The organism is Paraburkholderia tagetis (genome assembly GCF_022213065.1).
GTDB lineage: Bacteria > Pseudomonadota > Gammaproteobacteria > Burkholderiales > Burkholderiaceae > Paraburkholderia > Paraburkholderia tagetis.
The window spans coordinates 134,461-147,018 of the sequence record NZ_JAKLJA010000010.1 but is presented as its reverse complement, the minus strand read 5'-3'; the positions used below and the strand labels follow the sequence as shown (position 1 = coordinate 147,018).

The 12,558-nt window shown below is 63.1% G+C and carries 12 protein-coding genes; 1 reads left to right on the top strand and 11 read right to left on the bottom strand.

The features are described from left to right. Positions 1 to 68 precede the first annotated feature (68 nt). From phoU to L5014_RS14970, 9 genes are all read right to left on the bottom strand, one after another. Positions 69 to 773 carry a phosphate signaling complex protein PhoU gene (gene phoU / locus L5014_RS15010; RefSeq protein WP_238464518.1) on the bottom strand — a complete coding sequence of 235 codons (705 nt, stop codon included), beginning with the start codon at positions 771 to 773 and terminating at the stop codon, positions 69 to 71. A 27-nt stretch (positions 774 to 800) separates the two neighbouring features. Next, a complete protein-coding gene (gene pstB, locus L5014_RS15005; protein WP_238464517.1) occupies positions 801 to 1,637 on the bottom strand; it encodes a phosphate ABC transporter ATP-binding protein PstB in 837 nt (278 codons plus the stop codon). Between the two features lie 15 nt (positions 1,638 to 1,652). Then, positions 1,653 to 2,549, bottom strand: coding sequence for a phosphate ABC transporter permease PstA (gene pstA / locus L5014_RS15000; RefSeq protein WP_238464516.1), 897 nt, complete (start codon positions 2,547 to 2,549; stop codon positions 1,653 to 1,655). After that, positions 2,546 to 3,532 (bottom strand): phosphate ABC transporter permease PstC, encoded by a 987-nt coding sequence (gene pstC, locus L5014_RS14995; protein ID WP_238464515.1) that lies wholly within the window; start codon positions 3,530 to 3,532, stop codon positions 2,546 to 2,548. The genes pstA and pstC overlap by 4 nt, the downstream gene beginning before the upstream one ends. A gap of 266 nt (positions 3,533 to 3,798) precedes the next feature. After that, positions 3,799 to 4,830: a phosphate ABC transporter substrate-binding protein PstS gene (pstS, locus tag L5014_RS14990; RefSeq protein ID WP_238464514.1), complete on the bottom strand. Its 1,032-nt coding sequence runs from the start codon at positions 4,828 to 4,830 to the stop codon at positions 3,799 to 3,801. 419 nt (positions 4,831 to 5,249) lie between these two features. Next, entirely contained in the window at positions 5,250 to 6,638 is a 1,389-nt protein-coding gene (gene glmM, locus L5014_RS14985; protein WP_238464513.1) for a phosphoglucosamine mutase, read from the bottom strand. Between the two features lie 83 nt (positions 6,639 to 6,721). Beyond that, positions 6,722 to 7,528, bottom strand: coding sequence for a dihydropteroate synthase (gene folP, locus L5014_RS14980; protein ID WP_238464578.1), 807 nt, complete (start codon positions 7,526 to 7,528; stop codon positions 6,722 to 6,724). A gap of 271 nt (positions 7,529 to 7,799) precedes the next feature. Further along, positions 7,800 to 9,689: an ATP-dependent zinc metalloprotease FtsH gene (ftsH, locus tag L5014_RS14975; RefSeq protein WP_238464512.1), complete on the bottom strand. Its 1,890-nt coding sequence runs from the start codon at positions 9,687 to 9,689 to the stop codon at positions 7,800 to 7,802. A 227-nt stretch (positions 9,690 to 9,916) separates the two neighbouring features. After that, positions 9,917 to 10,579 (bottom strand): RlmE family RNA methyltransferase, encoded by a 663-nt coding sequence (locus L5014_RS14970; RefSeq protein WP_238464577.1) that lies wholly within the window; start codon positions 10,577 to 10,579, stop codon positions 9,917 to 9,919. Between the two features lie 266 nt (positions 10,580 to 10,845). Here L5014_RS14970 and L5014_RS14965 point away from each other — a divergent pair, with 266 nt between their 5' ends. Continuing rightward, positions 10,846 to 11,391 carry a YhbY family RNA-binding protein gene (locus L5014_RS14965; RefSeq protein WP_238464511.1) on the top strand — a complete coding sequence of 182 codons (546 nt, stop codon included), beginning with the start codon at positions 10,846 to 10,848 and terminating at the stop codon, positions 11,389 to 11,391. 80 nt (positions 11,392 to 11,471) lie between these two features. Here L5014_RS14965 and L5014_RS14960 read toward each other — a convergent pair whose 3' ends face one another. Both L5014_RS14960 and greA read right to left on the bottom strand, forming a co-directional pair. Further along, a complete protein-coding gene (locus tag L5014_RS14960; RefSeq protein WP_238464576.1) occupies positions 11,472 to 11,945 on the bottom strand; it encodes a DUF4149 domain-containing protein in 474 nt (157 codons plus the stop codon). A gap of 90 nt (positions 11,946 to 12,035) precedes the next feature. Continuing rightward, a complete protein-coding gene (greA, locus tag L5014_RS14955) occupies positions 12,036 to 12,512 on the bottom strand; it encodes a transcription elongation factor GreA (RefSeq protein WP_238464510.1) in 477 nt (158 codons plus the stop codon). Positions 12,513 to 12,558: the final 46 nt, after the last annotated feature.

Below are 12,558 nucleotides of genomic sequence, written 5' to 3'. Positions count from 1 at the left end.
CCTCTTGACCTTAAGACCTGTTGATACGGTTATCTGCGCGTTTAACTGCTCGGTTAAATGCGCTTTATTTAGCTGAGTGCTTCGCGTTCGAGCGCGTCGCGCGACTTGTGCCGCACGTCGGTGCCCTTCACGATGTAGATGATGAACTCGGCGATATTCTTCGCGTGGTCGCCGATGCGCTCGATCGCCTTGGCGATGAACAGATAGTCGAGCCCGACCGAAATCGTGCGCGGATCTTCCATCATGTAGCTCACGAGCTTGCGCACGAACGCGCGGAATTCCTCGTCGATGGCTTTATCGTCGCGCACGATCTGCGCGGCGGCCACCGTATCGAGACGCGCGAACGCATCGAGTGCGCGACGCAGAATCGCCACGGCCATCTCGCCGGAGACCTTGATCTCGGCGATGTTGACCGTGCGCGAGGCGCCGTCTTCCATCAGGCGCTTGGTGCGCTTGGCGATCTTCTCGGCCTCGTCGCCGGCGCGCTCGAGGTTCGTGATGGTCTTCGAGATCGCGAGCACGAGACGCAAGTCACGCGCGGCCGGCTGACGGCGCGCGATGACATTGCTGCACTCCTCATCGATCTCGACTTCCATCGTGTTGAGGCGGTCTTCGGCGGCGATCACGCGCTCAGCGGCTTCGCCGTCGAACTCGTTCAACGCCTGCATCGCCGTGATGATCTGCGATTCCACGAGGCCGCCCATTTCGAGCACCTTCGACGAAATCAGGTTCAGGTCGGCGTCGAACTGGCTGGACAGATGTTTATCGGGCATGTTTTTTCTCCCTCCCGGCTCGGCGGATCAGCCGAAGCGGCCGGTGATGTAGTCTTCCGTTTCCTTGCGGACCGGCTTGATGAAGATCTTCTCGGTGTCGCCGAATTCGATCAGCTCGCCGAGGTACATGTAGGCAGTGTAGTCCGAGCAGCGCGCGGCCTGTTGCATGTTATGGGTCACGATCACCACGGTGTAATCGCTCTTGAGCTCGGCGATCAGCTCTTCGATGCGGCCCGTCGAAATCGGGTCGAGCGCCGAGCACGGCTCGTCGAGCAGCAGCACTTCGGGGCGGATCGCAATGCCGCGCGCGATGCACAAACGCTGCTGCTGGCCGCCCGAGAGGCCGTAGCCGCTCTGGCCGAGCTTGTCCTTCACTTCGTTCCAGAGCGCGGCCTTGGTGAGCGCCCATTCCACGCGGTCGTCCATCTCGGGGCGCGAGAGCTTCTCGAACATCTTCACGCCGAACGCGATGTTGTCGTAGATCGACATCGGAAACGGGGTCGGCTTCTGGAACACCATGCCGATACGCGCGCGCAACAGCGAAATGTCGCGGTTGTAGGTGAGCAGGTTCTCGCCGTCCATCAAGATCTCGCCCTCGGCGCGCTGCTCCGGATAGAGCGCGTACATCTTGTTGAACGTGCGCAGCAACGTGGACTTGCCGCAGCCCGACGGGCCGATGAACGCCGTCACCTTGCCTTCGGGAATCTGCAGATTGATGTTCTTGAGCGCGTGATACTTGCCGTAGAAGAAGTTCAGGTCCTTGACTTCGATCTTCGGCTTGGCCGACATGAGGCCGCGGTTGCCCTGGGCGGGGTCCAGGCCGGACGGCGCCGTGGTGTTGAGGTGACTCTCTGCCATATTCATCGGATGACTCCGCCCTTACTTTTTCGAAAAGATGGTGCGCGCGAGGATATTCAGACCCAGCACGCCCAGCGTAATCAGGAAAACACCGGCCCAGGCAAGCGATTGCCACTGCGCAAACGGGCTCATTGCAAACTTGTAGATCGTGACCGGCAGGTTCGCCATCGGCTGATTCATGTCCGCGCTGAAGAACTGGTTGGACAGCGCGGTGAAGAGCAGCGGCGCGGTCTCGCCGGCGATGCGCGCAATGGCGAGCAGCACCCCCGTCACGATGCCCGCGATCGAGGCCTTGAGCGTGATCGAGAGCACCATCTTCCACTTCGGCGTGCCGAGCGCGAAAGCCGCTTCGCGCAGGTTGTTCGGCACGAGCTTGAGCATGTTCTCGGTCGTGCGGATCACGATCGGGACCTGCAGCAGCGCGAGCGAAATCGCCCCCGCCCAGCCGCTGAAGTGGCCCATCTTCGCAACCACGAGCGCGTAGACGAACAGGCCCACGACGATCGACGGCGCCGACAGCAAAATGTCGTTGATGAAGCGCGTCACGCTCGCGAGCCAGCTTTTCTGGCCGTATTCGGCGAGGTAAATGCCCGCGAGAATGCCGATGGGCGTGCCCACGAGCGTCGCAGCGGCCACCAGCATCAGGCTGCCGACGATCGCGTTGGCGAGACCGCCGCCATCGGTGTTCGGCGGCGGCGTCGACTGCGTGAACAGTTGCACCGAAAGACCGCCAACGCCGAGCGAGAGCGTCGTGTAGAGAATCCACACGAGCCAGATAATGCCGAAGGCCATCGCGGCCAGCGAGCACGTCAGGGCGATCGCGTTGACCGCGCGGCGGCGGCTTTGCAGCTTCGAGCGCATGCGCTCGAGTTCGGCGCCGTAGGTTGCGCCCGGAATCTTCATCATCGGCTCGCTCATCGTGCGCCCTCCGACTTTTCGAGGCGCAGCAGAAGCAGCTTCGAGATCGCGAGCACGATGAACGTGATCACGAACAGAATGAGGCCGAGTTCCATCAGCGCGGCGGTATGCAGGCCGGGGCTGGCTTCGGCGAACTCGTTGGCGAGCGCCGAGGTGATGCTGTTGCCGGGCGAGAAGAGCGACACGTTGTCGAGCAGGTTCGTATTGCCGATCACGAACGTGACGGCCATGGTCTCGCCGAGCGCGCGGCCGAGTCCGAGCATCACGCCGCCGATCACGCCGGTCTTGGTGAACGGCAGCACGATCTTCCACATGACTTCCCAGGTCGTGCAGCCGATGCCGTAGGCCGACTCCTTGAGCAGCACGGGCGTGACTTCGAACACATCGCGCATGACCGAGGCGATGTACGGGATGATCATGATCGCGAGAATGACGCCCGCGCACAGCATGCCAATGCCGATGGGCGCACCCTGGAACAGCGCACCGACGATCGGCATGCCGCCAAGTACCTGACCGATGGGCTTCTCGAAGTACTGCGCGAAGATCGGCGCGAACACGAGCAAACCCCACATACCGTAGACGATCGACGGAATCGCGGCGAGCAGCTCGATGGCGATGCCGAGCGGGCGGCGCAGCCAGGCGGGCGAGAGCTCGGTGAGAAAGAGCGCGATGCCGAAGCTCACGGGCACGGCAATGATCAGCGCGATGAGCGAAGTAGCGAGCGTGCCGTAGATGGGCACGAGCGCGCCGAACTGCTCGCTAGGCGGATCCCAGTCGGCAGTCCAGAGAAATGAGAGGCCAAACTTGTGGATCGTCGGCATCGAAGCGACGATCAGCGAAACGATGATGCCGCCGAGCAGCAACAGCGTGACGATGGCGGCGCCGCGCGCGAGGCCGCCGAAAATGATGTCCCCTGCCGGGCTGGGCGCTTTCTGCTGCGCGGCGCTGCCAGGCGGGTTCGAGACGAGCGGGACGTCGGACATGATGAGCTGTTTCCAGTGGCCGCGAGCGTCAGGCTCGCGACGTTGATGCGGTTCTGAAACCGCCGGCCGCCTGGCATTCCAGCCTTGTCGGGAACATCGGGCGGGAGATCGGGCGGCACATCGTAGCGGGTGTATTACGTGCGGTATTGCGTACCGCGTGACTGCAAATGTCGGCTTGCATCATCGGCCAGCAAGCAGAACGGGCCGCGCGCGGTCTGCGCGGCGGCCCTTGCTTTGGCCCTGCTGTGGAGCACGGCCAGTCCGCCTTACTCGGCGATCGCCTTGCCGCTGGCGTCCTTCACCTTCACCTTCAACTGCGACTCGATTTCGCTCACGACCGACTGCGGCAGCGAGATGTAGTCGAGGCTGTCGGCAGCCGGCGTGCCGTTCTTGAAGGCCCACTGGAAGAACTTGAGCGTTTCCTTGCCCTGCTCCGGCTTGTCCTGCGCCGTGTGCAGCAGCACGAAGGTCGCGCCGACGACCGGCCACGCATCCTTGCCCGGCTCGTTCGTGAGGATCTGGTAGAACGACTTCTTCCAGTCCGCGCCGGCCGCTGCGGCCTTGAACGTTTCGGTATCCGGCTGAACGACCGCGCCCGATTCATTCTTCATGGCAGTGTAGACCATGTGATTTTGCTTGGCGTAGGCCCACTCGACGTAGCCGATCGCACCCGGCAGACGCTGCACGAAGGCCGCGACGCCGTCGTTGCCCTTGCCGCCCGTGCCCGTCGGCCAGCTCACGGTCGTGCCTTCGCCGACCTTGCTCTTCCACTCGGGGTTGACCTTCGAGAGGTAGTTGGTCCAGATGAAGCTGGTGCCCGAACCGTCGGCGCGGCGAACCACGGCGATGTCCAGATCAGGCAGCTTGACCTTCGGGTTCAGCGCGGCGATGGCCGGATCGTTCCACTTCTTGATCTTGCCGAGGTAGATATCGCCGAGCACGGCACCCGACAGCGTGATTTCGCCAGCCTTGATGCCCGGCACGTTGATTGCCGGCACGACGCCGCCAACCACCGTCGGGAACTGGAACAGGCCGTCCTTGGCCAGTTGATCGTCCTTCAACGGGGCATCCGAGCCCGCGAAGTCGACGGTCTTCGCCTGAATCTGCTTGATGCCGCCCGACGAGCCGATGCCCTGGTAGTTGACCTTGCCGCCGCCCGACTTCTGATAGGCATCCGCCCATTTCGTGTAGATCGGTGCTGCGAAGGTGCTGCCCGCGCCGGTGATGTCAGCAGCTTGCGCTGCGATCGCGAAGAGCGCGCCAGCAACGCCAGCGAGCGCGGTTTGCATCAATTTCATGTGGCCTCCAAGTGTGAGCGGATGAACGACACCGCGAAGCTTAGGGGCTCTTTGTGACAGTAACGTGACGATTCATGAAGCAGCCGTGACAGAACGATTACCGCCTGAAAGGCGAGTGAATCAAGCTCGATGCGCGTGCTTCAAAAGCGGGCGCGCCCCGTCGATTGGGGCACTCGCGCACGACGGCCGATGATGGGGTCATTTGCCATGCATCCCGGGGCCGGATGCGCAAAATGCTCCATGCATGCACAGGAGGGGCTGACGCAAAAGTGAAACGTTTGCTCCAGCGGAAGCGAGGCAAAACGCGGCGCCATGCCGATTGCATGACACCGCGTTCTCAAGCGAGAAAAAATTCGCGGCTGGACGCGCCTGCCGCTGACCGGCGTCTGGATCGTGCCGGTTTTACCGCGTTCAGGTGATCAGGCGATCGCGCGCTTGACCGTGTCGGCGATCGATCCGGCGTACCGAGTCGTGTCGTGCTCGTCGCGCGCCTCCACCATCACGCGCAGCACCGGCTCCGTGCCCGAGGCGCGGATCAGCACACGGCCTTTGCCCTTGAGCTCGGTTTCCGCCTCGGCAATCGCCTGCTGGATCGCGGCGTTGCCCTTCCAGTCGGCGCCCTGCGCGATGCGCACGTTGATGAGCTTCTGAGGAAACAACGTTACACCGTCTAGCAGTTGCGCCAGCGTCCGACCGCTGCGCTTCATCGCGGCGAGCACCAGCAGCGCCGAGACGATGCCGTCGCCGGTCGTGTGGCGATCCAGCGACAGAATGTGCCCCGACCCCTCAGCGCCGATCAGCCAGCCGCGCTCGCGCAACTGCTCCAGCACATAGCGGTCGCCCACATTGGCGCGCACGAACGGCACGCCGATGCGCTCCAGCGCCTGCTCGACCGCGAGGTTCGTCATCAGCGTGCCGACGGCGCCGTCCACCTTACCGTCGGTCGCCATGCGGTCCTTCACGAGCACATAGAGCAGCTCGTCGCCGTTGTAAAGGCGACCCTGCGCGTCCACGATCTGCAGACGATCCGCGTCGCCATCGAGTGCGATACCGAGATCGGCATGATTCGCGCGCACCGCGCGCACGAGCGCGTCGGGCGCCGTAGCGCCCACGCCGTCGTTGATGTTGAAGCCGTTCGGCGAGACGCCGATGGGGACCACATCCGCGCCCAGCTCATGGAACACGTGAGGCGCGATGTCGTAGGCAGCACCGTTCGCGCAGTCGACGACGAGCTTCAGCCCGCGCAGGTTGAACGCCTGCGGGAAAGTGCTCTTGCAGAACTCGATATAGCGGCCGCCCGCGTCATCCAGACGGCGCGCACGGCCAAGCTGTTCCGAGGGCGCGCAGTCGAGCGGCAACTCGAGCTGCTCCTCGATCTGCGTTTCGACTTCGTCGGGCAGCTTGTTGCCGTCGGCGGAAAAGAACTTGATGCCGTTGTCGTAGTACGGATTGTGCGAAGCGCTGATCACCACCCCCGCGGAAAGACGCAGCGCGCGCGTGAGATAGGCGATGCCGGGCGTCGTCATCGGACCCGCCAGCATCACGTCGATGCCGGCGGCCGAAAGCCCCGCCTCGAGCGACGCCTCGAGCATGTAACCCGAAATGCGGGTGTCCTTGCCGATCAGCACGGACGGACGCGAGCGCGACCCGCCTGCCGCACCAGCAGCACCTGCAGCACCTGCCGCATCAGTTGTCCCTGCCAGCACCTTGCCCGCTGCATAACCCAGGCGCAGCACGAAATCCGGCGTGATCGGCATTTCGCCAACCTTGCCGCGAACCCCATCGGTTCCAAAATAGCGACGACCCATAATTCAAACCTCACATTGGCTTTGTTTTGTGGCGCATCTCTGCGCCGAATTCTCTCAGGGCCTGTTCACGCTAATAACAGGCTCTAATGACGCGCGGCCTCGCGCATGGCGCCCCAGACTTTGAGCGCATCGACCGTAGGCGCGACGTCGTGCACACGGATGATGGCGGCGCCCTGCTGCGCCGCGCAGACCGCCGCCGCGACGCTGGCCGCCACGCGCTCGGGCGCAGGCCGGTTCACAAGCGCACCGAGCATCGACTTGCGCGACATGCCCGCAAGAATCGGATAAGGCGCGCCGCCAGCCGCGACGGACGGCGCCGTCTCGCACAGATGCGCGAGCAATGCGTAATTGTGTTCGATCACCGATTTGCCGAAGCCAAAGCCCGGATCAACGCTAATGCGGGCCTTCGCCACGCCTGCCGCCTCGAGCTCGGCGCAGCGCGCTTGCAGAAACTCGCGCACCTCGCGCACGACATCCACGTAATTGGGCTCGCCCACCTGCATGGTCTGCGGCTCGCCGAGCATGTGCATCACGCATAACCCGCAGTTGCTCTCCCGCACCGCCTCGATCGCGCCGGGCATGCGAAAGCCCCAGACATCGTTGATCAGATCGGCGCCCGCAGCGAGCGCGTGGCGCATCACCTCCGGCTTGTACGTGTCGATCGAAAGCGGCACGTTTGCGCTCCTCAGCCGCTCCACGAGCGGAATCACCCGTTCGAGCTCTTCTTCGAGCGCTACAGGCGGCGCGCCCGGACGCGTCGACTCGCCGCCGATATCGATCATGTCCACGCCGTCGAGCAGCATTTGCTCGGCACGGCGCAAAGCATCGTCGAAGGCGAGATAACGGCCGCCATCAGAAAATGAATCCGGCGTGGCGTTGAGTATCCCCATGACGAGCGGACGCTCGAAAGTCAGTGTGAAACGACCGCACACGAGCGGTTCGGGCGCCGCTGCGCCGGGAAGCGCATTGGACAGTGTGTTTGGCAGGTTACCCTGCGAAGTCAGATTGGACACGTCAAGAAACGTCAGAGATGTAACTCAATGTGGCCGCTCAAAGTGGTGGCTTAAAGCGGCCAGGAATATCAGCAACCAGAAATACAAAACGGGCCGATGTGAACGTCACACCGGCCCGCAATTTCAGTCGATTTGGCGCCGTGTCCGGTCAGGCCGGTGCGGTGGCGCTACCGGGCTTGACCTCGGTTCCCGTGCTGCCACCCGACGAAGGCGCATCGCCCGGCGATGCGGGGCTCTTCGGCGAGCGCGGCGGGCGGCCGGCCATGATGTCGTTAATCTGATCGGCGTCGATCGTTTCCCACTCCATCAGCGCGGCGGTCATGGCTTCGACCTTGTCGCGGTTCTCATCGAGCAAGCGCTTCGCGAGGGTGTACTGCTCGTCAAGCACGCGACGGATTTCCGCGTCGACCTTCTGCTGCGTCGCTTCCGAAATCGCGCGCGTGAAGCCCTTGCCGAACGCGCCGCCGTTGTCGTCGTCGTCGGCGTAGACCATCGGTCCGAGCGCGTCGGTCATGCCGAAGCGCGTCACCATCGCGCGGGCCGTCTGCGTTGCCTTGTTGAAGTCGTCCGAGGCACCCGTGCTGATCAGGTTCATGAACAGCTCTTCCGCCACACGGCCGCCGAACAGGATGGCCAGACGATCAAGCAGATAGTCCTTCGAGTAGGTTTCGTTGTCGTGCTCCGGCAACTGCCACGTCACACCCAGCGCGCGACCGCGCGGAATGATCGTGACCTTGTGCACCGGATCGGCCTTCGGCAGCAGCTTCGCGATAACCGCGTGGCCCGACTCGTGATACGCCGTCGCGCGTTTCGCCTCTTCGCGAATGACCGCCGACTTGCGCTCCGGACCCATGAAGATCTTGTCCTTGGCGTCCTCGAAGTCCTGCATCTCGACGATGCGCTTGCCGCGGCGCGCCGCGAACAGTGCCGCTTCGTTCACGAGGTTCGCGAGGTCGGCGCCCGAGAAGCCCGGCGTGCCGCGCGCAATGACCGCTGCGTCGACGTCGTTGGCGATCGGCACCTTGCGCAGGTGCACCTTCATGATCTGCTCGCGACCGCGGATGTCCGGCAGGCCCACGTAGACCTGGCGGTCGAAACGGCCAGGACGCAGCAGCGCCTTGTCGAGCACGTCCGAACGGTTGGTTGCCGCGATCACGATGACGCCCGAGTTGGCCTCGAAGCCGTCCATCTCGACCAGCATCTGGTTGAGCGTCTGCTCGCGCTCGTCGTTGCCGCCGCCCATGCCGGCGCCGCGATGACGACCGACCGCGTCGATTTCGTCGATGAACACGATACACGGCGCATGCTTCTTGGCCTGCTCGAACATGTCGCGCACGCGGGCCGCGCCCACACCGACGAACATTTCCACGAAGTCCGAACCCGAGATGCTGAAGAACGGCACCTTCGCTTCGCCGGCAATGGCACGCGCGAGCAGCGTCTTACCGGTACCCGGAGGGCCGACCAGCAGCACGCCGCGCGGGATGCGCCCGCCCAGCTTCTGGAATTTTTGCGGATCGCGCAGGAAGTCGACGAGCTCGGACACTTCTTCCTTGGCTTCGTCGCAGCCTGCGACGTCGGAGAAGTTGACCGCGTTGTTGTTCTCGTCGATCAGACGGGCGCGCGATTTACCAAACGAGAACGCCCCGCCTTTGCCGCCTCCCTGCATCTGTCTCATCATGTAGAACCAGAACACGATGATCAGGATCGTTGGTCCAAGGTAGTACAGCGCGGAAACGAGCGCATTGGGCTCTTCGTCAGCCTTGCCGCTCACCTGCACGCCATATTTCATCAGGTCCCCGACCATCCAGATGTCCCCTGGGGAGACAATCTGATACTTCTGGCCGTCAGCCGGAGTGACCGTGAGGTTCCGCCCCTGCACCACGACGCTCTTGACCTTGCCGGCCTTCGCGTCGTCCATGAACTGCGAGTACGAAACGCCTTCCTGGACACGGGGCTTGTCGAACTGCTTGAACACCGTAAACAGCACCAGTGCGATTACCAGCCACACCGCTGCCTTCGAAAACATGTTGTTGTTCAAAGCACCACTCCTTCACTCATAGACGGGCGCCTACATTTGCCTTGCGACACCACCAAAGCATTCTAATCCAGTACGCAGGGGCTCGCCATAACGTTTCGCTAAGACGGAAATAGCCTGAGCGCCTTATCCGGACTGTGTCTCGAAGCCGATTCGAGGCGATCTTTACAGTCCTTGCAACGCGTGCTGCGCCGGAACCGATCTTTTGCGACACCCAGCCGACTGGGTCATTAACGGGGTCGCTTCAGATGTTTACCCAATATAAACGTTTCGGACGATTTATCGCGCGAAGCCTTCGGTTTGCGCGCGGCCACGACCTTGAACTGATGCTTGAACTTCTCGACAATCTGGCTGTAGCCACTGCCGTGAAAGCATTTTACTAAAAGGGCGCCATCGGATTTCAAATGATTCTGCGAAAACTCGAGCGCGAGATCGCAGACGTGTTCGATCCGCGCGGCGTCGGCCGACGCCACTCCCGACAGATTGGGCGCCATGTCGGAAATTACAAGGTCCACCGGCCGGCCGCCCACCGCTTCTTCCAGTTGTGCGAGCACGTCGTCCTCGCGGAAGTCGCCTTGGAGAAATTGCACGTCGGCGATGGGCTCCATCGGCAGGAGATCAAGAGCAATGATCGTGCCGTCGATTCCGCCCTCGCGCTGCTCGTCGCGCTTCGAGCTCTGCGCGAGCTTGTTGCGCGCGTACTGGCTCCAACTGCCCGGCGCGGCGCCGAGATCCACGATCACCATGCCCGGGCGGATCAGCTTGTCCTGCTCGTCGATTTCCTTCAGCTTGTACGCGGCGCGGGCGCGGTAACCCTCCCGTTGCGCCATCTTCACGTACGGATCGTTAATGTGGTCGTGCAGCCACGACTGATTGAAGCGGTTTTTTGCCATTAAAGGTGAACTCTTGCTGCGTGATATCGCGCTTTTAGCGGATAATACGCGTTTAATTCGTGCGGCCGTCGCGGCTCGTCCGGTTGCAGGCGCGCGGTTCTCACCGCCTCGCTCGCCGGCATCAGCCCGCGCCACGCCGTTCTCCACGGTTTTCCATTGTTTCGACGCGCCCCCCGCCTGGCGGCCCCTCATCAGGGTGGCCTGCCGTGCCGGCTTTACATGCTGACTGGCGGGCGCCGTCATTTTAGTCGAGTCTGCCACATCCCATGCCCGCCCTCACTCTTACTGCCGAACAGCGTTCCGAACTGCGCTCCGAGGCTCACGCGCTCAAACCGGTCGTGCTCATCGGCGCCGAGGGATTGACCGACGCCGTCCTCAAGGAAATCAAGGTACACCTCGACGCTCACCAGCTCATCAAGGTACGCGTGTTCGGCGACGAGCGCGAAGAACGCATCGCGATCTACGAAGAAATCTGCGATCGCCTGAACGCGGCGCCCATCCAGCACATCGGCAAGCTGCTCGTGATCTACAAGCCCGAGCAAGCCAAGCCGACCACCACCATGGCCCGCGCCGGCGCGCGAGGCACCGTCAAGCGCCCCGCCGGCGACGTGCCGAGCGCGCGCGAAGCGGGCAAGCACGGCGCAGCGCCTCGCACCGTGAAGGTCGTCAAGCCGTCCGACAACCCGATGCGCAAGCCGAAGTCGCAGAAGGTCGTCGTCAAAGGCAACGAGCGCGTCACTCAGGGCGGCAACGTCAAGCGCGCCAAGAAGCGCCAGACCAGCTCGAAGCGAGCCCATCAAGGCTCGAAGTAAGAAAAGCGCGGCCACTGTGCCGCGCTTTTTTTATCTTTTTGCCGGAATGGAGAGCGTGCGCCAACCAGTCAAGCAGCGCCTCAGCGCTGCGCCTGCGCACCGCGCGCGGACGGCAGCAGCCAGACGAGCCAGGCGCCCAACAGACTTTCGACCAGATAGAACACGCTCGACACGCCGTGCAGCATGCCGAAGCGGCTTGCCCAAGGTGAATGGGCGATATCGACGCCAGCCTGCATGGCATTCATGCGCATGGCGTTCATGAACGGCTGCAGCGCGAAATAGCCGATCAGCACACACAGCAGCATGCCGACCAGCAGCCAGCGCAGGCGGCGATAACCCGTCTCGCCACGGCGAATCAGCACGTTCGCAAGCCCGAGCAGCAGCACGCCGCTCACGACGCCGAGCATGCCTTCGATACGAAAGAGCTGCGCGGCAAGCGACCCCGCCACCATGCGATCCAACGAGGTGAACAACACGGGCGCGACCGCGTAACCGATCGTCACCTGGCTGCCCACCCACAGCATGGCGAGCAGCGTGAACACACGGTGCGCCATGAGCGGCGAAGCCGTGCTGACCGAATTCGTCGATGAATTCACGTTACTGGGCACGTCCTTGGGCATGTATCGGGTACGCCACCAGGACCGTCAGATGTAGCGGACGTCGATGATTTCATACTCGCGCACGCCGCCGGGGGCTTGCACTTCGGCCACATCGCCTTCGGACTTGCCGATCAGCGCGCGGGAGATTGGCGAGCTTACGGAGATCAGGCCGTGCTCGAGGTCCGCTTCGTCGTCGCCGACGATCTGATAGGTGACCGTCTTGCCCGACTCGAGGTCTTCGAGGTCGATGGTCGAGCCGAACACCACGCGGCCGTCGGCTTCGAGCGCCGCCGGGTCGATGATCTGGGCCGCCGCCAGCTTCGATTCGATTTCGGCGATGCGGCCTTCGATGAAGCCCTGCTTTTCCTTCGCGGCATCGTATTCCGCGTTTTCCGACAGGTCGCCCTGCGCGCGCGCTTCAGCGATCGAATTGATGACCGCCGGACGCTCGACGGATTTCAGGCGTTGCAGTTCTCCGCGAAGCTGGTCTGCACCGCGCTTGGTCAAGGGAATCGTGCTCATAAAAACAACTCGTTCAGCCCATTGGGGCCGTATTGATGCCGCACGA